The following is a 22,620-nucleotide window of genomic DNA, read 5'->3' on the forward strand; positions in this document are numbered from 1 at the left end:
GAGTTTTAGGTACGGTTTGTTTATATATGAGGTGGATATATCAAAAAAGTAAGTGTACTTGAGAGGCTGGTAAAATAGAGTACTTAAATAATATCATTGGCTGAATAACAATTTGTTTGCTTGGGTTTTAGTGAGTTTAAGTTTTAGATCATTGAATCATATTGCGCTTAAGGTTAATCTAATTTATCTAGATTGAAGTTATCAAATAAGGAGTGAGATAATGCGAGTAAGTTTGATTATGATTGTATTAGTTGTTTTATCTGGTTGTGCAAGTAATGTGGTCGAACCTGCATTTGAAATTAATAATCAAAAATTTACGAGTTCAATGGTTAATAATCAAAAACTATTCTCTTATATTGTTTCAGTTAAACCCTCAAGTTCATCTAACTTAACCCCAACAAAAAAAATGTCTCGTAGTAAATATAAAAAGTTATTATTAAGTGAAAGTTTTAGTGACTCAGGAGAGCTAAAATTAGAGTTAGAAGATAAAGCGGCACAAATGTTAGAGCAAGAGTTAAAAGATAGGCGGTATTGTTCTCAACAACATTCTATCGATAATGTCTTATGGAGAGATTTTAGTGTTAAGTTGTCTGGTCGTTGTCGATGATTTATCCAATTAAAAATTATAGTGTTAATTTTGCGCTTCTTTTACCAGAGTATACTAAAGCTAATCCTATTAAGCACATTAGTAGAATGCTGATAAAAAAAACTATTTTTCCTGAGCTTTGGTAAACTAACCCAGGTAAAAAAGATCCTAAAGCACCTCCTGAATAATAAAATGAAACATATACTCCATTGGTGACACTAGATGGGGCTGGGCTAATTTTATTTACTAGCGGTGCTGCAATTGAATGGATCATAAACATAGATGCACAAAATACTGAAAAAGCAGAAAAAAATAAAACAAAGTGATTTGGTATCATTAAAATAATTGATACACAATAGATTGAAAAGATAATACTAAGCAGCTTAAAAGGTTCATTACAATGCTTAACACATAAAGGGGTTACCATGGAGGCAACGGCTCCAATCAAATAACCTATATATACTAAGCCTATATTAGCTGTACTTTGCATATTAAAGTCATTTTTTAAAATGAATGGTAAGTAATTTAATACTGCTGAAAAGCAAAAAAACATACAAAAAATAGCTGTGTAAATTTTAAATAAACCTGGTTGTTTTAACTCTTTTAATTGTGAAAGAGCAGAATGGTTAGATGTGTTTTTTGTCTTGCTCTCTACTTTGATAAAAAAAGAAAGGCTGATTAAGCCAATTGATATAATCCAATAAAAACTCTGCCAATTCAAAAACTCTGTAAAACTTGCTGCTAATAATCGTCCAAAAAAACCACCTAAAATAGTACTGCCTATATAAGTAGTCATATTTTTTTGTAGTTGATTATTTTTGTATGTTTCCCCTATATAGCTCGTCATGGCTGTTAAAGCTGCAGGTAATAACAAGCCTTGGATGATGCGACATATTAAGAGTAATTCAAAACTATTAATAAAAGGGAATATCAGACAAGATATGGCTAATAACATCATAGTTAAGCGTAATATTTTTAAAGGATTCAAATTTTGTAACAATAGGCCATATAATAAAGGAGCAATAGCCAAAGGCACCATAGTGGCTGTCATTAAGCTGCCTGCTGTTGCTGGGCTAATATTAAATTGTGAAGCAAAAATAGGTAAAAGTGGTTGTGGTGCGTAAAGCACAAAAAAAATGAAAATAGAACAGCTTAATAGGTGAATAAAATGCATAGGTGAAGCTAATTTAATGAAGCGATTAAATTTGTGATAATTTTAATCCTTTAAAATTTCAATACAAGGCTTTTAATTCATTTAAAGGGTCATTAAAATAAAGTTATTCTATCTCTAAGAGCATGATGATCATGGGTTCATTACAAGACCAATTATTAAAATCAGGTTTAACCACCGAACATAAAATGAAAGTGGCTAAAACAACTAAACGTAAACAACAAAAAAAGAAAAAGAAAGGCGCAAGTAGTAACCCGAGTGATTTACAAAAGCATATTGAAAAAAATAAACTTGAACAACAGCAAAAAGCTGAACAATTAAATTTAACAAAACAAGCAGAGCAAAAAGTAAAGGAAGATGTTGCACGTGTTAAACAAATTTTGCAGCATCACAATCAATCTGAAATTAAAGGGGAGTTAACATTTAATTTCACCTATGAAAATAAAATTAAAGATCTTGATGTAAATGAAGCGACACAAAAAGCGTTAGCAAAAGGGCGTTTAGCAATTTGTGTTCTTGAAGGTATCTTTTATGTTTTAAATGATGAACCTGCCCGTAAAATTGCAGAAGTTGATGAAAAATACATTGTATTGCATGCTGAACCAGAAGATAAAGAAAAAGATAATGATGACCCATACTCTGATTTTGAAATACCAGATGATTTAACTTGGTAATTATAATAAAAAAGTCGCATTATGCGACTTTTTTATTTTAGGTTATTGTAACATTTACAGGCATGTTTTAGACTTCTAAACATCTGCTGTTGGTTTAATCTGACAATTTAAAAAATTTCAATGAGAGAGCTGCACATGTTTGAATTACCTATTTTAGATTTACAAGATAAAGTCTCAGAAGAAGAGTGGCAATTACGAATTGATTTGGCCGCTTGTTACCGTCTAGCTTATTCTTACGGTTGGGATGATACTATTTATACGCATATTTCCGCTCGTTTACCTGGAAAAAATGAGTATTTAGTTAATGCTTTTGGTCTTGCATTTGATGAAATAACGGCTTCTAATTTAGTTAAAGTTAATTTGCAGGGAGAAGTTTTAGATAACTCCCCGTTTCAAATTAATCCTGCGGGTTTTACTATTCATAGCGCAATTCATGAAGTGCGCGAAGATGCGCATTGTGTGATCCACTTACATACTAATGAAACAATTGTAGTCTCTAGTTTGGAAGAAGGCTTACAGCCAATTTGTCAGCATGCGATGTTTCCACTAAATTCTCTGGCATATCATAAGTATGAAGGTTTGGCAGTTAATTCGGATGAAAAAATCCGTTTACAACAAGATTTAGGAAGTGCGCATACGTTAATGTTGCCAAACCATGGTGCATTAACACTAGGGCCTAGTGTAGGCGAAGCTTTTATGCGTTGGGCTGATTTACAGCGTGCATGTGAAGTGCAAGTAATGGCTTTGTCTACTGAAAAACCGCTTATACCTATTGCACAAAAGGTTTTAGATACAGTTAAAATTCAGCAAAATAAAGTTCATACTGGTAGCACTGGGGGGCAAGTATCTTGGCCTGCTATGCTGCGTAAGGCGTATCGCTTAGATCCTAGCTTTGCAAAGTGATAATCTAATTTTATAGGAAATACAATGAAAGTAACTCGCGTCGAAGTGTTTGATATCCATTGTCCAGATAGACCCGCTTGGACACCTGTTTTTGTTCGTATCCATACTGATGAAGGGATCTCTGGAGTGGGTGAGGCAGGCCTAGCTTATGATTTAGGGCACAGTGCAGCAGCAGCTATGATCAAAGAAATGGCTGAAGCTTTTCTGATTGGTCATGACCCATTTCAAACTGAAAAATTATGGTCTCGAATGTTACGTGAAAGCTTTTGGGGTTTAGGTGGTGGGCCAGTCGTTTATGCTGCTATGAGTGCTATTGATACTGCTTTATGGGACATAAAAGGCAAAACCCTTGGTTTACCCGTTTATCAATTGTTAGGTGGTAAAGTTAACGATAAATTAAGAACTTATGCATCACAACTACAATTTGATTGGGATGATGAGTTTAAAGCTTTAGTGCATCCAGAACAATATGCCGAAGCTGCACTAAAAGCGATTGCACAAGGATATGATGCTGTAAAAGTTGACCCTATTATGTATAACAAAAATGGTGATACGTATTACGATCGTACAAAAATCATTGATCGTAGTGAAATGAAATTATACCGTGCACGTATGCAAGCGATTCGTGATGCGGTTGGTGATGAAGTTGATATCATTTTTGAATGTCATAGCTTACCGGGTGCAACGACAGCGATTCAGTTAGGTAAAATAGCTGAAGAATTTGATTGTATGTTCTATGAAGAACCTGTGAATTATTTAAACCATTCTTTACATGCTAAAGTGGCCGATAAAGTTAACGTACCTATTGCCGGTGGTGAACGTTTATACCATAGATGGGATGTACGTCCATATTTTGAAGATCAAAGCATCGATGTTTTACAGCCTGATATTGGATTATGTGGTGGGTTTACCGAAACTAAAAAAGTATGTGACTATGCCGATACTTTCGATATTCGCATCCAAGCCCACGTATGTGGTGGCCCAATTGCAACCGCAGCTTCTTTGCATCTAGAAACTGCGATACCTAACTTTTTAATTCATGAACACCATACTTATGCGATTAAAAAGTGGAATCGTGAATTATGTTTGCAAGATCCACAACCTAAAAATGGTTTTTTTGAAGTATCAGAAGAACCAGGTATTGGCATTGAACTTAATGACGAAGTAGTGATGCGTTCTCAAAGAGTTGAAATTAAATAATTTAATTGTAATAAATCAGGTTTAATATGAAAAATTGCTCTATTTCAAATGATTGTTTAAATAACGTGGTTTTTCATACTTCACCTCATTTTAATGAAAGGCCAGAAGGCACTGAAATTTCACTTTTGGTTATTCATAATATTTCATTGCCTGCTGGTGAATTTGGTACTTGTTATATTGATGATTTATTTTTGGGGCAGCTTGATTGTGAAGCCGATACAAGTTTTATTGATTTAAAAGGTTTGCAGGTATCAGCGCATTGTTTGATAAAACGCTGTGGTGAAGTCATACAGTATGTTCCTTTTAATAAAAGAGCATGGCATGCAGGTGTTTCGAGTTACCAAGGTTTAACAGGGTGCAATGACTTTAGTATCGGTATAGAGTTGGAAGGTACCGATACAGTTGAATATACTTCAATGCAGTATCAATCACTTAGCACTATAGCAAAAACCTTAATAAAGCATTATCCTAAGCTAACAAAAGAGCGTATTCTTGGCCATCAAGACATTGCTCCTGGACGAAAAACGGATCCTGGTGAAAGTTTTGATTGGTCATATTTTAATAAGTTATTAAATTTAGAATCTTAGTATTTTCGGGTGAGCCATGACTTTAATTTCCATATTAATTGCTTTAATTATTGAGCGTTTAGATGCAAAAGGCCGTTATTGGCAAATGCACTTATATGCGAGTAAATATTTAAATTTTTCTACATCTGATTCATTTTTAGCTAACTCAGTAGTTAAGTCATTATTAAGTAAAGAAATTGGATTTTTGATCTGGTTGGTTATTCCAGCTGCTTTAGTGGGGTTTATTTATACTTTATTTGATTTTGTATTATTTCAATTAATTATTAATATAGTGGTTTTGTTAGTTTGCATTGGCTGTATTTATTTAAGAGAAAAGTATAAAGGTTATTTGAATGCGATGCAGCGCCAAGATGATGAAGCTGCAACTTTATATGCATTACAATTAGGGCAAAAGAAAACAGAGCAACAACTAAATGGTGAAACTTTAGGCCAAACCTTGGCATGGATAAATTTTAGATTTTATTGTGCAGTATTATTTTGGTTTGTTGTTTTAGGGCCTGCAGGTGCTGTTTTTTATGCTTTAGTGCGTACTTATGCTGATTTAGTACGAAAAGATATTGAAGCAAAAGAAGATAATAACGATGATGTTCTTGAAGCAAAGCCGAAAGTATTTGAACATTCAATATCGCAATATCATAAAGTATTACAGTCTCTGCTATTTTGGCTTGATTGGCTTCCTGCTCGTATTGCCAGTTTAGGGTATTTAATCATTGGTAATTTTAATAAAGGCACTACGTGTTGGTTGAAGTTTTTATTAAACTTCAAAGTAAGCAATCGAAAAGTAGTAACTCATACCGCCCTTGCTGCCGAACAAGTTGAGCAAAAACACTTAGGCTGTACTTTTGAAGCTAAGTGTATGGTAAAACTTGTTAAGCGTAATATTTTTCTATTTTTAGCCTTAACTGCTTTATTGACCTTATTTGCTGATTTACCTTAATAAGTATCGTTATTGATAATGAAAAAAGCTTGCCTATGTGCAAGCTTTTTTCATTTTTGATGTAATAAATGGTGATAGTCAGAAAGCGTTTTTATTTAGGGTGGGGGTGATATCAACTTTATTAACGCCTTTTATTGGTCAGACCACTTAGCTTTTTAATATTTTTTCTTTCTTTTCTATTTATAGTTTCCATAATTTACCTTTTATTGATCTAGATCTCGCTAAATTATGGGCGTTGGTCTAGCTAACTTTGACTATATGCACTATTTTTGTTAATTTATGCAAAATAATTTGGTATGACCAATTTACCGTTAGGGTTTAGGTACTATTTTTAACCATGAATTTTAAAATTAAAACAGCAAAATTATCTGACATCATTCTTGAACAGTTAGAAAATATGATCCTTGAAGGGTCGCTTGCACCGGGACAAAAATTACCACCAGAACGTGAACTCGCAAAGCAATTTGAGGTCTCTCGACCTTCATTACGTGAAGCAATCCAAAAGCTTGAAGTTAAAGGTTTAGTTTATCGTCGCCAAGGCGGTGGCACTTATATCAAAAACCAGCTTGAAGAGGGAATGACAGATCCATTATTTGAATTGATCAGCAAACATCCTGAGTCACAATTTGATTTATTGGAATTTCGTCATGCGCTTGAAGGTATTTCGGCCTATTACGCTGCATTACGTGGTACAGAAACAGATTATGAAGAAGTAAAACTCAGCTTTAATCAAATCGGTCGCGAAACTGATTTAGAAGCTACAGCAAAAGCAATTAATGAGTTTCATTTTGCAGTAGCTGAAGCATCTCATAATGTTGTATTACTGCACTTAATACGCGGCATGTCATCACTACTTGAGCAGAGTATTTTAGAAAATTTAACTGTTCTAGTAGAAAAAGACAGCGTAAAAGCACAATTAGCTGAGCATAGAAAAACCCTGTTTAATGCAGTTATAGAAGGTCAACCAGTAAAAGCGAGAGAGGCAAGCAATGCGCATTTAGCTTTTATTGAAGAGGCTTTATTAAAAGCAGGTAAAGAAAATTCCAGAATAAAACGCAGTTTAAGACGTACACAACAAAACTAGTATTTCAATTGAATACTTATAATTGTACGAATACACAAATTAAATATTAGATAGATTAAGGAAACATCCTATGTCTGAAGTCCAGAACCATGATATTGACGCACTTGAAACCCAAGAGTGGTTGCAAGCATTAGAATCTGTAGTGAAAGAAGAAGGTGTTGAGCGTGCTCAGTTTTTACTTGAGCAAGTTTTAGAGCAAGCACGTTTAGATGGTGTTGATATGCCAACAGGTATAACAACTAACTATGTAAATACAATTCCTGCAGATCAAGAAGCTGCATATCCTGGAGATGTTAACTTAGAGCGCCGTATTCGTTCAATTATCCGCTGGAATGCGATAATGATCGTATTAAGAGCATCAAAAAAAGATTTAGATTTGGGCGGTCATATGGCGTCGTACCAGTCATCAGCAGCATTTTATGAAGTTTGTTTTAATCATTTTTTCAAAGCTGCAAATGATATTAATGGTGGTGATTTAGTTTATTACCAAGGCCATATTTCTCCTGGTATTTATGCGCGTGCTTTTGTTGAAGGCCGTCTTAGCGCTGACCAACTTGATAATTTCCGTCAAGAAGTAGACGGTAAAGGTTTACCATCTTACCCACATCCTAAATTAATGCCTGAATTCTGGCAGTTCCCAACAGTATCTATGGGTTTAGGTCCAATCGCGTCTATCTACCAAGCGCGTTTCTTAAAATACTTAGATGGCCGTGGTTTAAAAGACACTAAGAGCCAAAGAGTATTTGCCTTCCTTGGTGATGGTGAAATGGATGAGCCAGAATCACGTGGTGCTATCTCTTTTGCAGCGCGTGAAAAGCTAGATAACTTATGTTACCTAGTCAACTGTAATTTACAACGCCTTGATGGTCCAGTGATGGGTAATGGAAAAATTATTCAAGAACTAGAAGGTCTATTTAAAGGTGCTGGCTGGAATGTAATTAAAGTGGTTTGGGGTTCTGGTTGGGATAAATTACTTGCTAAAGATACAACAGGTAAATTACTTCAGTTAATGAATGAAACGCTTGATGGTGATTACCAAACATATAAAGCAAAAGATGGTGCATATGTACGTGAACACTTCTTTGGTCGTTACCCAGAAACAACAGCACTTGTTGCTGATATGACAGATGATGAAATCTTTGCTCTGAAGCGTGGTGGGCATGAACCTTCAAAACTTTACACTGCATTTAAAACTGCTGAAGAAACTAAAGGTCGTCCAACAGTTATTTTAGCTAAAACAGTTAAAGGTTACGGAATGGGTGAAGCGGCTGAAGGTAAAAATATTGCTCATCAAGTTAAAAAAATGGACATGAGTCATGTTGAGCATTTACGTTCACGTTTAGGTTTACAAGATTTAGTCTCTGACGAAGCATTAAAAGATTTACCTTACTTAACGTTAGAAGATGGCTCCGCTGAACATAAATACTTACACGCACGTCGTGACGCATTACACGGTTATACTCCGGCACGTTTACCTAACTTCACAAAAGATCTCGTGATCCCTAAAGTTGAAGAATTCAAAGTTTTATTAGATGAACAAAAACGTGATATTTCAACAACGATGGCATTTGTGCGTACGCTAAATATTTTATTGAAAAATAAAAATATCGGTGAAAATATCGTACCTATTATTGCAGATGAAGCACGTACTTTTGGTATGGAAGGCTTATTCCGTCAAATAGGTATTTATAATCCTCACGGGCAAAACTATACGCCTCAAGATAGAGAGATTGTTTCTTATTATAAAGAAAGTACTTCTGGTCAAGTATTGCAAGAAGGTATTAATGAGCTAGGTGCAATGTCTTCATGGGTTTCAGCCGCTACATCATATAGCACAAATGATTTACCTATGATCCCATTCTATATTTATTACTCAATGTTTGGTTTCCAACGTGTTGGTGATATGGCTTGGATGGCAGGCGATCAACAGGCTCGTGGCTTCCTATTAGGTGCAACAGCTGGTCGCACAACGTTAAATGGTGAAGGTTTACAGCATGAAGATGGTCACAGCCATATTCTAGCAAGTACAGTGCCTAACTGTATTTCTTATGATCCAACTTATGGGTATGAAGTTGCGGTCATTGTACAAGATGGTATTCGTCGTATGTATGGTGAAGATCAAGAAAATATTTATTACTACCTAACTGTGATGAATGAAAACTATCATCAGCCAGCTATGCCTGAAGGTGCTGAAGAAGGTATTCGTAAAGGTATTTACAAACTTAAGACGCTTGTTGGTGATAAATCTAAAGTTCAGTTATTAAGCTCAGGCACTATTATGATTGAAGTACTTAAAGCCGCGACTATCTTAAGTGAAGAATACGGTATTGGTTCTGATATTTTCTCTGTTACTTCATTTAATGAATTAGCACGTGACGGCCAAGATGTTGAGCGTTTCAATATGCTTAACCCAGGAGCTGAGCAACGCCAATCATATATCAACGAAGTATTAGGTTCTGAAGCTACAATTGCAGCAACAGATTACATGAAAAACTTTGCTGAACAAGTACGTGCTTTTGTTCCAACAGAAAACTTTAAAGTATTAGGTACGGATGGTTACGGCCGTTCAGATAGTCGTGATAATTTACGTCGTCATTTCGAAGTAAATGCAGGCTATGTTGTTGTTGCAGCGTTAACTGAATTAGTAAAACGTGGTGAAGTTGAAGCAAGTGTTGTAACTGATGCGATTGCTAAATTCGATATTGATACAAATAAACTTAATCCTTTATACGCATAAGAGATATAAAACATGACAATCGAAATTAATGTACCAGACATCGGTTCAGATGAAGTTGAAGTGACAGAAATCCTTGTAAGCGTAGGCGACAAGGTTGAAGTTGATCAATCTATTTTAAACGTTGAAGGTGATAAGGCATCAATGGAAATACCTGCAGCGACTGCAGGTATTGTTAAGGAAATCAAAGTAGCGATCGGTGATTCTGTTACTACAGGTTCTTTAATCATGGTTTTTGAAGGCGAAGTACAAGTTGCTAAGCCTGTTGTTGCTGAACAGACTACTGTATCAATCGCAACGGCATCAGCAGTTCAGGAAGTGAATGTTCCTGATATTGGTGGCGATGAAGTTGAAGTAACTGAAATTTTAGTTGCTGTTGGCGATGTTGTTACAGAAGAGCAATCAATTTTAAATGTTGAAGGCGATAAAGCTTCAATGGAAGTGCCTGCACCATTTTCTGGCACTGTTAAAGAAATTAAAGTAGCAACAGGTGATGCTGTTTCTACCGGTTCTTTGGTAATGCTTTTCGAAATCAAGAGTGAAGTAGCGGGCGCAGCAACAGTTGCACCTGTTGCTGTTGAATCAGCTCCTGCAACACCAGTTGCTGCTGTATCTGCAGTACAAGATGTTAATGTACCAGATATCGGTGGTGATGAAGTTGAAGTAACTGAAATTTTAGTTACAGTTGGCGATGTTGTTAGCGAGGACCAATCAATTTTAAACGTTGAAGGCGATAAAGCTTCAATGGAAGTACCTGCACCATTTGCTGGTACTGTTAAAGAAATTAAAGTAGCTGCTGGCGATAAAGTATCTACCGGTTCTTTAGTAATGACATTTGAAACTACTTCAAGTGCTCCAGCAGCTGCGCCAGTAGCACAAGCTACGGCTGCTCCAACAGCACCTGCTGAAAAACCAGCTACTGCACCAGCTGCAAAAGAAAACTTTGCAGAAAATGATGCTTATGCACATGCTTCGCCAGTTATTCGTCGTTTAGCGCGTGAGTTTGGTGTAAACCTAGCTAACGTAACCGGCACTGGTCGTAAAGGTCGTGTTGTTAAAGAAGACGTGCAAAACTATGTTAAAAACCTAGTTAAGCAAGTTGAATCAGGTCAAATTTCGGCTTCTAAAGGTAATGCTGGTGGCGGTGAATTAGGTTTAATTCCTTGGCCTAAAGTAGACTTCTCTAAATTTGGTGAAGTTGAAGAGCAAAAACTATCTCGTATTCAAAAACTATCTGGTGCTAATTTACACCGTAACTGGGTTCAAATCCCTCATGTTACACAGTTTGATGAAGCAGATATCACAAGCCTTGAAGTGTTCCGTAAAGAACAAAATGTGATGGCTGAAAAACGCAAACTTGGCGTGAAAATCACACCGCTTGTGTTTGTTATGAAAGCAGCTGCTAAAGCATTAGAAGATTTCCCAAGATTTAACTCTTCATTAAGTGAAGATGGTGAAAGCTTAATTCTTAAAAAATACATCAATATTGGTGTTGCTGTTGATACGCCAAATGGTTTAGTTGTTCCAGTATTTAAAGATGTGAACAACAAAGGCATTATCGAGCTATCTCGTGAATTAATGGATATTTCGAAAAAAGCGCGTGAAGGTAAATTAACATCTTCAGATATGCAAGGTGGTTGTTTCACTATTTCATCTTTAGGTGGTATTGGTGGAACTTCATTTACACCTATTGTAAATGCACCTGAAGTTGCAATTTTAGGCGTATCTAAGTCTGAAATTAAACCTAAGTGGAATGGCAAAGAGTTTGAACCAAAACTAATGGTTCCTTTATCTATGTCATACGACCACCGTGTTATCGATGGTGCATTAGCTGCTCGTTTCACAGTGACACTTGCTAATTATATGTCTGATATTCGCCAGTTAGTGATGTAAGTGAAAGCTTAACGAGCAAAACTAATGATGTGTTATGTATCTATGTCATACGACCACCGTGTTATCGATGGTGCATTAGCCGCTCGTTTCACAGTGACACTTGCTAATTACATGAGCGATATTCGCCAGTTAGTGATGTAAGTATAAGCGTGAATTTATTCGCGCTTTTTTAGGTCGGGTGATACAATCCGGCCACAAATTTATTCAATATGTCCTTATTCCTGTTATTGAAACTGTTTTCAGTGATAGGTGGCAGGAAAATAAGCGGACAGAACTGATTTTGTCCCGTTCAAAAATATAAAGGTAAAAGCATGAGTAACGAAATTAAAACGCAAGTCGTTATACTAGGTGGTGGACCTGGTGGTTATTCTGCAGCTTTCCGTGCTGCTGATTTAGGTTTAGAAGTAACTTTAGTTGAGTCTCGCAATACGTTAGGTGGTGTGTGTCTAAATGTTGGTTGTATCCCTTCTAAAGCATTATTACATGTTGCTAAAGTAATTGATGATGCAGCAGCAATGGAATCTCATGGTGTTACTTTTGGCGCGCCTAAAATTGATTTAGACAAAATCCGCTCTTGGAAAGAGTCTGTGATCGGCCAGTTAACGGGTGGTCTAGACGGTATGGCTAAGATGCGTAAAGTTAAAGTTGTTAACGGTTACGGTAAATTTACTGGCTCTAACACTTTAGAAGTTGTTGATGGCGATACAACTTCAACAATCACTTTTGATAATGCAATCGTAGCTGCAGGTTCTCAACCTGTAAACTTACCTTTCATCCCACAAGATGACCGTGTAATTGATTCAACCGGTGCATTAGAACTTAAAGATGTTCCTGAGAAACTACTTGTGTTAGGTGGTGGTATTATCGGTCTTGAGATGGGTACTGTTTACCGTGCGCTAGGTTCTCAAATTGATGTTGTTGAGTTTGCAGACCAATTAGTGCCAGCTGCTGATAAAGACGTGATCAAGATTTATCAAAGATACGTAAAAGACAAATTCAACGTAATGCTTTCTACTAAAGTTGTTGGCGTTGAAGCTAAAGAAGACGGTTTATACGTTACTTTTGAAGGTAAAAAAGCTCCTGCAGAACCAGTACGTTATGACAAAGTATTAGTTGCTGTTGGTCGTACGCCAAATGGTAAGCTACTTGACGCTGAAAAAGCGGGCGTTGCTGTTGATGAACGCGGCTTTATCAATGTTGATAAGCAATTACGTACTAACGTAAACCATATCTTTGCTATCGGTGATATCGTTGGTCAGCCTATGCTTGCACATAAAGCGGTGCATGAAGCTCACGTAGCTGCTGAAGTAATTGCTGGTCAAAAGCATTTCTTCGACCCTAAATGTATCCCTTCAATAGCATACACAGACCCTGAGATCGCTTGGGTGGGTGTAACTGAAAGAGAAGCAAAAGAGCAAGGCTTAAACATTGAAACAGCTGTATTCCCTTGGGCTGCATCTGGTCGTGCTATCGCTTCAGCACGTACGGAAGGTCAAACTAAAATGATCTTTGATAAAGAGACAGGTCGTGTGATCGGTGGTGCTATGGTTGGTATCAATGCAGGCGAAATGCTTGGTGAAATTGGTTTAGCAGTTGAAATGGGCGCAGATGGTGAAGATTTAGCGCTTACGATTCATGCTCACCCAACTCTAAACGAGTCAATTGGTCTAGCTGCTGAAATCTTTGAAGGTTCAATCACAGATTTACCAAATAAAAAAGCAGTTAAAAAGAAGAAGTAATTTCTGATTATTAATAACTTTTAAAAAACCTCGTTTAAGCGAGGTTTTTTGTTTTTGATAGGAAGTTATTGTCGTTCAGACATATTCTCTTTTACAATTTCAGAATCTTGTTGAGCATAAAAATCTACCCTAAATTGTGTGTCTTCAGTTAATAGTGCGACTTTATGCCAATATTGAGGCGGTGAAATGGCAGATTCGTTGGCATGAATAACTATCTCTTTTTCAACTTCACCACGCCTATCGGTAAAACCATAAAACTTCAATGTACCCGCCAATACACAGATTTTCCCGTATACGCCTGCTCGAGTATTATGTAAGTGTAAAAACATTTTTGGTACATTGTCTTTCGTTAAAATAGCGGATGATTTGTAATTCACAAAGTCATTAGGGATTTGAGACATAAAGGCCTACCTTTTGAATTTTTATTTAGTATATACCCACCAGAGTAAAATTAATTGTTATTTTAATAAGCATTGAATTTATAGATCAAAATACGATTTACGGATAGAATAGCGGCTTTTTAAACGGGTAGTTAGGTTTCAATGGGCAACTCAGTATTAGCACTAAGGCAAAAACAGTTATTAACATCCAAAAAAGAATTTAAAGCCCGAGGTGCAAAACTCAAACGTTGTGATCATTGTTTGATTGATATTAATGAATGCATCTGTGATGGTATTGAACAAGCTCAGTGTGGCCTCGCTGTTTGTATGTTGATGTATCACAACGAAAGTTTTAAACCTTCAAATACAGGGCGTCTGATTGCTGATATTATTCCTAATAATTTCGCATTTAGATGGGATCGCACTGAGCCAGATGAGGCTTTGCTAACTTTACTTAAAGATCCTCAATATCAGCCTATTGTTATTTTTCCTGAAGATAATGTGTCACCTGCGCGTATTATGAGTACAATCGCTCGAGAAAATGATAAGACTCTTTTATTGATTTTTTTGGATGGTACATGGCGTGAAGCGAAGAAAATGATTCGAAAAAGCCCTTATTTGGATGACTTTCCTGTTTTAGCTATTTCTCCAGATAAAATGTCAGAATATAAATTAAGAGTGGCAATTCATGAGCATCACTTAGGAACTGCTGAAGTTGCTATTATGGTTTTAGAGCTCGCTGGTGAGCACGATGCAGCAAAAAAATTAGATCGTCATTTTACAGATTTTAGAGAAGCATATTTAAAGTGTAAAAAGAGATAGGTAGTTAATAAGTTTCAGGCACAAAAATGCGTGGTATATTTATATATACCACGCTGACTGGAATCTTCTAAGCGTCCTGCTTTACTAGAGAAATACTAGCTCCTTAATATAGTCCTTTGTTATACATTTTTAATACATATAACTGGCAAATCCTATGCCATGCTCCTGTGCTACATTTGACACTCCAATGTCAGTTCTTGCAGCCCTACCATCCTAGTATGCTAACTCCTGTCAGCGCTTTCCTTTACTTTGTCATCCATGATATCAGTTTTAAACTGTGTGCATCTTGCACTTCCTTTACCTTGTACTCATCTGAGTACATATCTTAACATCCTGTTAGCTTGAACAATCCTTTTCCCTCCAAGCGATAAGATAATTATAGAGATAGGAGTTTAAATAGAAATATTAAGGTACAAATGATTTTTTTGAAATGTAATTGAAATAGGATGTGACCTCATATTTTATTAATGTATATCATGAGGTTATTCATTTTATTTTTATTGATAATGTATTGTTTGCTGATATATCTGCCGTTCCTGTGCGATATATCTTACATTTTTAATCGGCTTTTAGTCTATGGCTAGATAATTTTGTATTAAAACGAGTTAGATAGCACTAAAAATTGAATTATTAATTGATAATAGTTATTATTTGGAAAAGTTAATATACTAATTTAATATTGTGACTTTCTTAATCTTGCTTTCTAAAAATAGGTTCTAAAATGAAAAAAATAATCATGGTGTTTGCTTTTGCAATAGCGGCTTTAAGTTCTGGGTTTGTTACAGCAAAAGAAGTTGTAAATATTTACTCTTTTCGTCAGCCTTTTTTAATTGAACCAATTTTAAAAGAATTTACTAAGCAAACAGGTATTGAGACTAAAGTTATATTTGCAAAAAAAGGTTTGATTGAACGTATGAAGCGAGAAGGTAAGCATACACCTGCGGATCTTGTTTTAACCTCTAATTTTAGTGCTTTATTACAATTGGAGCATGCAAATTTAACGCAACCAATTATGAGTGAAACTATAAATAGCAATATTCCAACTCAATTTAAAGACCCTGAAGGGCATTGGGTCGCACTGACTAAACGTGTTCGTAATGTTTATTCTTCAAAAGACCGTATAGGTGCTTTACCACAACTTACATATGAAGATTTAGCCAACCCTAAATTTAAAGGTAAGCTTTGTACGCGCTCAGGTAAACATCCATATAATTTAGGTTTAGTTGCTTCTATGATTGCACACCATGGGGAAGAAGATACAAAAACTTGGCTTGAAGGTGTTAAAGCAAATTTGGCTAGAAAACCTCAAGGAAATGATCGCGCCCAAGTTAAAGCTGTTAAAGAAGGTTTATGTGATATTGCTTTAGGAAATAGTTATTACTTCGGCAAAATGATGCAAGATCCAAAACAAAAAGTATGGGCGGAGTCAGTTTTTATTAATTTCCCGAATCAAGCTAATCGTGGTTCTCATATTAATGTATCGGGTGTGGTTTTAAGTAAATACACTAAACATAAAATGAATGCCTTGAAGTTAATAGAATTTATGAGTGATGAAAGTGCACAAAAAATGTATGCCTCACTTAATATGGAATATCCAGTAAAATCAGGTGTTGCTTTGTCTGAAATGGTTGCTTCTTGGGGAAAATTCTCAGAAGATACAATTCCACTTTCTAAAATTAGTGATAATCGTACTTTAGCATTGAAGTTAATTGATGAAGTAAAATTTGATTTATAACTAATATAGTTTGGAAGTTTGTAGGTATAATACTGCCTCAAACTTCCGATTTTAAAAGGTATTAATGCATTTTTCTATTTCTCGATGGCAGTTGTTTGCTTGGTCTGCTGGAATTATTTTAGCACTCCCTCTTCTTTTTCTGATTTTTGAATCTTTAGTTCCCGATCCTGATGTATTTGAGCATTTATGGAATACTGTTTTATGGGATTATACCTATAATACCTTTGTTCTTATCTTTGGTGTATTAGCTTTAAGTAGTTTAATTGCTTTGCCTTTAGGTTGGCTTGTTGCTTATTGCGACTTTCCAGGGAAAAAACACTTTGAATGGGCTTTAATGTTACCTTTGGCTATGCCCACTTATATTATAGCTTATGTTTATACTGATTTATTAGATTATGCAGGGCCAGTTCAAATTTGGCTTAGAAGTACATTTGGTTGGCAAAATCCAGCTGATTATTGGTTTTTTGATATAAGAACCTTACCTGGGGCAATTGTTATGATTGCTTTGGTTTTGTATCCCTATTTATATTTAATTTTTAAAACAGCCCTTCGAGAGCAATCTTTTAAGTTAGTACAGGCCAGTCAATTAATGGGTTATAGCGCCAGCCAAAGCTTTTTCAAAGTTTCATTGCCTTTGGCTAGAGGTTCTATTGTAGCGGCACTTGCTTTAATTGCAATGGAAGCCATGGCTGACTTTGCAACTGTAAATTACTTTGCTGTAAGTACGTTAACAACAGCTGTTTATGATACATGGCTTGGGTATTACTCTTTAACTGCAGCGGCTAAAATTTCTGGTATTATGTTGCTTTTTGTTTTTATGTTTTTAAGCATTGAGCGTTATAGCAGGCGGAAAAAAGCGGTACATGAAAGAGGCGCCGTAAATAATGAAGCGATGCTTTATCAATTATCAAAAAAGAATGGCGTATTAGCAGCGGGTTTTTGTATATCTGTTCTTTTATTTGCCTTTTTTATACCTATTTCTATTTTAATGAGTTATGCCATTAGTTATTTTGACCAGGCATGGAATAGTGAGTTTTTTACTTATGCTTGGCAAAGTTTAAAATTGGCAAGTATTGTTAGTGTTATTTGTGTTGTATTGAGTGTGTTTATTGTATTTAGCCAAAGGCTGAGTGAAAAGCCTATAGATTTGTTTCCTGGAAGAATGGCCTGCATGGGATATGCCTTACCAGGTACTGTACTGGCAATTGCAGTATTGCTTCCTTTAAGTATGTTAGATGATGCTGTTAATCAGTTTGTGGGTCAGTTTACGAACGAACCTGGGTTAATTTTTAGTGGTACATTAGTGGCGATTATAGTTGCCTATGTGGTACGTTTCTATGCAGTTGCACAAGGCACAATTGAAGCAAGTTTTACACGTATCTCTCCTTCACTAGATATGGCTAGTCGTTCTATGGGTAAAACGCCAGGGCAAACATTAACAAAAATACATTTTCCATTATTGCGCAGAGGCATGTTAACTGCTGCTCTATTAATTTTTATTGAATGTATGAAAGAGTTACCAGCTGCGTTACTTTTAAGGCCCTTCGATTTTGAAACTTTAGCCACACATGTATTTCAATATGTCAGTGATGAACAGTTAGAGCTGGCTTCAATATCTGCATTGTTCATTGTTTTGGTAGGCTTACTACCTTTATATTTTATTACCAGCTCTATGGAAGGCGCTAAATTTGAAGAAGAAGCAGCTCATGAGTGATCTTTTAATTGAACATTTAAACTTTGATTATCAAGGTAATAAAGTTATTGATAATTTATCTTTAATGATTGAAAAAAATGAAATTGTTTGTCTTTTAGGTGCCAGTGGCTGCGGTAAAACAACAACCTTAAAAGCGATTGCTGGGCTAATAAAACCTTCAGAAGGTTTTATTAAAATATCAAATAAAACTGTTAATGATAAAAATGTTTTTATTGCACCAGAAGTACGTAATATAGGCATGATGTTTCAAGATTATGCGCTTTTTCCTCATTTAACGGTTGCCCAAAATATTGGTTATGGCTTACTGAGTCGAGATAAAACATTTAAGCGTGACCGTATTAGCGAAATGCTTCACTTAGTTAAACTTGAGGACTTGGGTGAACGCTACCCACACCAGTTATCTGGCGGACAGCAGCAAAGGGTCGCAATCGCAAGAGCATTAGCATACAAGCCAAGTTTATTATTACTTGATGAACCATTCTCTAACATAGATCATCAAGTTAGATTCCAGTTAATAGAAGATATTCGTCGAATTATTAAAGATCAGCAAGTATCAGCAATTTTTGTAACACATTCAAAAGATGAAGCTTTTGCCTTTTCAGATAAATTAGCCATTATGCATCAAGGAGAAATTATTCAACAAGACACTGCTAAAATGCTTTTTCATCAACCTAAAGCAAAAATGGTGGCTGAATTTTTAGGGCAAGGTATTTATTTAGATGCACAATATCAAGGTGGGCAGTGTTTTAAAACATCTCTGGGAGATGTGATTTCAACTCAGGCTGTTGATGAAAATAAGCAAAAAGGGAGCTTATATGTAAGGCCGCAATATTTAAGTTTACAGGCTAAAAGCACAGAAAGTTCAGGTATTGATGACGTTACTATTTTAAGTAAACGCTTTATGGGAACTCGTTATATTTATCGTCTTAAAGTTTCAGCACAAGAAATTGAAGTTGTAGCAACTGATGATGGCCTGTTTAATACTGGTGATCGGGTTGACTTGAATATTTTGCCACATCCAGTAAACTTTTTTATAAACTAGAAATACTTAGGAATTTTGAATGCCCCAAGCTCAATCTGGTGTGTGTGCTGAAGCAAACTTGCATGGCTTATATTTATTTTTTAATGTATTAGATGGTCATGATACTTCTATTAGAGATAAGCTTGGACAAATAACAAGCTTACAAGATGATTATTCAGATCAGTTTTCTGAAGCTATGTTATCAAGTATGGTTGCTATAGGGGCACAGTATTGGCCGCATTTATATCCTAAAACGATCCCTAAGGGCTTGAAAAGTTTTCCTAATATTTCTCATTCTGATCATGAGATGCCAAGTCAGCCATTTGATGTATTTATTCAAATTCGTTCAGACAGACTTGATGTGATCCATTTATTTGCTTCAAATATTTTAACTTTATTTTCATCGGATGTTGAATTAGTCGAACAAATAAAATGTTTTCGTTTTTTAGATGGTCGCGATTTTAATGGTTTTATATATGGGGCTGATACACCAAGGGGTAGATCTAAAATGACTACAGCCTTGGTTTCCCCCCATGACGACCTTGAATTTTCACAAGGAAGCTATATTCATGTGCAACGTTATCGTCATAATATTATTGAGTGGCAGAAACTTTCTATTACTGAGCAAGAGCAAATAATGGGTCGCTCTCGTTTAGATAATGATTTGATTATGCCTTTAAATGCATCTAGTCATGCCAATCGAGTTGAGCTAAAAAGTCAAGATGGTCATCCACTTTTGTTACATCAAGGCATGCCTTATGGTGATATGCACGAGCAAGGAATGTTACTTGTTACTTGCAGTAATGATGGTGATGCATTTGAAGTGCTAAATAAAGCACGTTTAGGTAATAAAGGTGTTTATGATGCCTGGCTTGATTATACACAGGCAGAAATGGGGGCTTCTTTTTTTGCACCTTCAGTCAACTTTTTATCTAGCCTCAAAGATTAAACATATAAACTCATTCACCAGTTAATTTTTATAATATTGCTTTTATCTATGATTGGTTTGGTAAATAATATTTTTTTACCGTCAGGGTGTAATTTAAAATCCATATATAAAGTGTTTTTGGTGATTAAATGTTTATTTTGCTGCTTTGTACTCATATTGAGACGCGTTAAATAAAAATCATTACCTTCACTGAAGCTGTAATACAGATCATTTTTGTGAATTTGCCAATGATTAATCCCTGTTCTTGGCAATTTAATAACTATTTTTTTTGTTGAATCAGGCATGACTTGGTATAAGTTTTTATGACTATCAATTATGAAAATGCGCCCATCTGATAATTCTTGTTTTTGAATAATATCTTGATTTAACTTCTTTACCTTGCTGGTCTTTAAATCGTATTGAATTAATCTTTGTTTACGATTTTCTATTCTTGAAAAATAAATGCCTTCACCTGTTAGTTTCCAGCTAGGGTTTGCAGCTATTTCAAGCGCTGATGTTTTATAACTTAGTTTTTTAGTGAGTAAGTCAAGAATAAAAATGCGGCCTTCAGCTTTACCTAGTAACTTATTTTCTTGCTGATTAATACTAAGATCAGTAATGACTGTTTGGGGAGCAAAACTGTATAAAACTTTAGGATCTCCTCCTAATACATGGTGGATTATATTTGCCTTGTGCGTTGACTTTGAAGTGTAATAAAGCGCATCTGCAGCTGCATTATAAATAGGGTGAAATTCAGCATTATCAGATTCAATGTACAAGGTTGTACTATTTGATGGTTCTTCAAATGGATTCGGTATTTCTGTTATATCGGTATAATTCATATTGTGTTGGCGCATATAAAAACAGTTATCGCCACAGTTATGTATAACATCATTAATACTCGGTTGAGTTCCCGCTTGTTTTGTTAATTGATCTTTAATTAGTGAATAATAATAAAAATCACCCTTGTAGCTTGAAATATATAGCTTTTCATTATTTTTATGCCAGACGATTGCATTTGCATAAAAAGAAATGGGCTTATTGACTATTATTTTACCCGTTTCAAGATCAATAATTAGCATGACATATTTTTGATCTGCAACATTTCGTAGCATCGCTAATTTTTTGCCGTCATTTGATTCCTTTGCAAAATAATCCCCAAAACCTGCTGAATTTACAAAAGTTAATTGCTTGGTCTTTAAACTTGAAATATTTACTGTAAATAAGGTAATGGGGGCATTACTTTTTTTAGTCCCAGCAAAATAAATCAATTCACCATTACTTGACCAAGAAAGAGGTAATGCAGTTGAAAATTCAGCTGATAAATTAACAACATTAGTTAAGCCTGTATTTGGCTTAAAGTCTGCCATAAATAGACTTCGATTGGGTTTATTCGTTCGCCAAAATATAATTTTATTACCTTTTGGTGAAAATAAAGGTTTTTGATAATTATGCTGATCCCAAGTAAGTCTAGAGGTTAAACCTGAGTTTAAATTTTTGTAATGTAGTTGCCAGAGTGCATCATTGTGTGTTTTATGGGAAAAAATCAAAGTATTTGTTTTTTGATGAAAATCAGCATCAATCTCTGAGCCTGGCAAATTTGTTAGTAATTCAATCTTATGTTTAGTGTTGTTACTGAATACAGCTTCATTATTTTTTTGAGTTGTAAAAATGATAAAAGTAGAGATCCACACTATAACAACTGCAATAATTAAGATAATAGACTTATATGTTTTTTTACTTTTCGTTTTACATACTTTGATATCTGCTACTAAGCAATAACCTTTGAGTGAAACTGTTTTTATATACTTAGGTGATTTTGCATCATCATTAAATGCATCTCTTAGCTTTTTTACAACTTTACGAATTGAATCATCGGATACAACTCTGTTTTCCCAAACAACATTTAATAACTCTTCTCTACTGACAACTTGACCCTGATTTTTAATTAAAAAACATAAAAAAGAAAATGATAGCGGCTCTAGTTTAGTACTTTTATCAGCTAATATTAATGTTGAATTTGTTTTATCAAATACAAATTCACCTATTTGGATTTGATTAATATCTGTTTGTGTATTTTTCATTTTTAATAATATTTTCAGTTAGTTAAGCTTGTGACTATTTGTGCATACTCAAAAGTCACCATGATTCCTTTGTGAGTAAGGCGAAAAGTAAGTTTAATTAGGGGCTGTTGATCTTTGTTTGAATTTTGTGCGTAAGTGACAATCTCGTATAATTCACTTCGCCAAAACCAAACTAAACGAGATTGTCATGCCCCGATTAATGCTCACTGATGAGCTGTGGTCGAAACTAAAAGCTATATTGCTTGAAGATAGAGTTTATAACAAGCTTGAACATCGACAAACACTAGAAGGAATACTTTATCGCTTACGTGTTGGCTGTCCGTGGCGTGATTTACCTGAATGTTTTGGGTTGTGGAATACCATTTATCGTCGTTTTCTTCTTTGGTCAAGAAAAGGCATATTAATGAGACTGTTCAAAACTTTAGCAA

At 35.2% G+C, this 22,620-nt stretch carries 18 protein-coding genes and 1 pseudogene; 16 read left to right on the forward strand and 3 right to left on the reverse strand.

Annotated elements, in window-relative coordinates; genetic code table 11:
- Nucleotides 1-220: 220 nt before the first annotated feature.
- A complete protein-coding gene (locus BM088_RS08540; protein ID WP_091982763.1) occupies nt 221-607 on the forward strand; it encodes a hypothetical protein in 387 nt (128 codons plus the stop codon).
- 16 nt (nt 608-623) lie between these two features.
- On the opposite strand, the gene BM088_RS08545 is transcribed toward BM088_RS08540, so the two are convergent.
- On the reverse strand, nt 624-1,760 hold the full coding sequence (locus BM088_RS08545) for an MFS transporter (RefSeq protein ID WP_091982765.1): 1,137 nt from the start codon (nt 1,758-1,760) through the stop codon (nt 624-626).
- Between the two features lie 131 nt (nt 1,761-1,891).
- On the opposite strand from BM088_RS08545, the gene BM088_RS08550 reads away from it, so the two are divergent.
- The 9 genes and pseudogenes from BM088_RS08550 (at nt 1,892) to lpdA (ending at nt 13,508) form a co-directional block, all read left to right on the forward strand.
- Nucleotides 1,892-2,431 (forward strand): DUF2058 domain-containing protein, encoded by a 540-nt coding sequence (locus BM088_RS08550; protein ID WP_091982807.1) that lies wholly within the window; start codon nt 1,892-1,894, stop codon nt 2,429-2,431.
- 135 nt (nt 2,432-2,566) lie between these two features.
- Nucleotides 2,567-3,334: a class II aldolase/adducin family protein gene (locus tag BM088_RS08555; protein ID WP_091982768.1), complete on the forward strand. Its 768-nt coding sequence runs from the start codon at nt 2,567-2,569 to the stop codon at nt 3,332-3,334.
- A gap of 24 nt (nt 3,335-3,358) precedes the next feature.
- Nucleotides 3,359-4,534, forward strand: a complete 1,176-nt coding sequence (locus BM088_RS08560; RefSeq protein ID WP_091982770.1) for a mandelate racemase/muconate lactonizing enzyme family protein — start codon at nt 3,359-3,361, stop codon at nt 4,532-4,534.
- A gap of 26 nt (nt 4,535-4,560) precedes the next feature.
- Nucleotides 4,561-5,121: a 1,6-anhydro-N-acetylmuramyl-L-alanine amidase AmpD gene (ampD, locus tag BM088_RS08565; protein ID WP_091982773.1), complete on the forward strand. Its 561-nt coding sequence runs from the start codon at nt 4,561-4,563 to the stop codon at nt 5,119-5,121.
- A gap of 16 nt (nt 5,122-5,137) precedes the next feature.
- Entirely contained in the window at nt 5,138-6,058 is a 921-nt protein-coding gene (ampE, locus tag BM088_RS08570) for a beta-lactamase regulator AmpE (protein WP_091982775.1), read from the forward strand.
- Nucleotides 6,059-6,395: 337 nt separating this feature from the next.
- Nucleotides 6,396-7,142, forward strand: coding sequence for a pyruvate dehydrogenase complex transcriptional repressor PdhR (gene pdhR, locus BM088_RS08575; protein WP_091982777.1), 747 nt, complete (start codon nt 6,396-6,398; stop codon nt 7,140-7,142).
- A gap of 70 nt (nt 7,143-7,212) precedes the next feature.
- A complete protein-coding gene (aceE, locus tag BM088_RS08580) occupies nt 7,213-9,879 on the forward strand; it encodes a pyruvate dehydrogenase (acetyl-transferring), homodimeric type (protein ID WP_091982779.1) in 2,667 nt (888 codons plus the stop codon).
- A 12-nt stretch (nt 9,880-9,891) separates the two neighbouring features.
- Nucleotides 9,892-11,910 (forward strand): annotated as a pseudogene (gene aceF, locus BM088_RS08585) (pyruvate dehydrogenase complex dihydrolipoyllysine-residue acetyltransferase).
- A gap of 170 nt (nt 11,911-12,080) precedes the next feature.
- Nucleotides 12,081-13,508: a dihydrolipoyl dehydrogenase gene (gene lpdA / locus BM088_RS08595; protein ID WP_091982787.1), complete on the forward strand. Its 1,428-nt coding sequence runs from the start codon at nt 12,081-12,083 to the stop codon at nt 13,506-13,508.
- 65 nt (nt 13,509-13,573) lie between these two features.
- Here lpdA and BM088_RS08600 read toward each other — a convergent pair whose 3' ends face one another.
- Nucleotides 13,574-13,909 (reverse strand): TehB family protein, encoded by a 336-nt coding sequence (locus tag BM088_RS08600; RefSeq protein ID WP_091982789.1) that lies wholly within the window; start codon nt 13,907-13,909, stop codon nt 13,574-13,576.
- 141 nt (nt 13,910-14,050) lie between these two features.
- Here BM088_RS08600 and BM088_RS08605 point away from each other — a divergent pair, with 141 nt between their 5' ends.
- From BM088_RS08605 to BM088_RS08625, 5 genes are all read left to right on the forward strand, one after another.
- Nucleotides 14,051-14,710, forward strand: coding sequence for a tRNA-uridine aminocarboxypropyltransferase (locus BM088_RS08605; protein WP_091982791.1), 660 nt, complete (start codon nt 14,051-14,053; stop codon nt 14,708-14,710).
- A 721-nt stretch (nt 14,711-15,431) separates the two neighbouring features.
- Nucleotides 15,432-16,445, forward strand: a complete 1,014-nt coding sequence (locus BM088_RS08610) for a Fe(3+) ABC transporter substrate-binding protein (protein ID WP_091982793.1) — start codon at nt 15,432-15,434, stop codon at nt 16,443-16,445.
- A gap of 64 nt (nt 16,446-16,509) precedes the next feature.
- Nucleotides 16,510-18,159, forward strand: coding sequence for an ABC transporter permease (locus BM088_RS08615; RefSeq protein WP_091982795.1), 1,650 nt, complete (start codon nt 16,510-16,512; stop codon nt 18,157-18,159).
- Nucleotides 18,152-19,201 carry an ABC transporter ATP-binding protein gene (locus BM088_RS08620; RefSeq protein ID WP_091982797.1) on the forward strand — a complete coding sequence of 350 codons (1,050 nt, stop codon included), beginning with the start codon at nt 18,152-18,154 and terminating at the stop codon, nt 19,199-19,201. Before BM088_RS08615 ends, BM088_RS08620 begins: the two co-directional genes overlap by 8 nt.
- Before the next feature lie 19 nt (nt 19,202-19,220).
- Nucleotides 19,221-20,129: a Dyp-type peroxidase gene (locus BM088_RS08625; RefSeq protein ID WP_091982799.1), complete on the forward strand. Its 909-nt coding sequence runs from the start codon at nt 19,221-19,223 to the stop codon at nt 20,127-20,129.
- A 14-nt stretch (nt 20,130-20,143) separates the two neighbouring features.
- On the opposite strand, the gene BM088_RS08630 is transcribed toward BM088_RS08625, so the two are convergent.
- Complete coding sequence (locus BM088_RS08630; protein WP_091982801.1) at nt 20,144-22,192, reverse strand: winged helix-turn-helix domain-containing protein; 2,049 nt, start codon at nt 22,190-22,192, stop codon at nt 20,144-20,146.
- Nucleotides 22,193-22,379: 187 nt separating this feature from the next.
- Between BM088_RS08630 and BM088_RS08635 the strand changes: the two genes are divergently transcribed.
- On the forward strand, nt 22,380-22,620 hold a 241-nt coding region (locus BM088_RS08635; RefSeq protein WP_143085052.1), incomplete at its 3' end, for a transposase.

It is taken from the genome of Pseudoalteromonas denitrificans DSM 6059 (assembly GCF_900112265.1).
GTDB lineage: Bacteria > Pseudomonadota > Gammaproteobacteria > Enterobacterales > Alteromonadaceae > Pseudoalteromonas > Pseudoalteromonas denitrificans.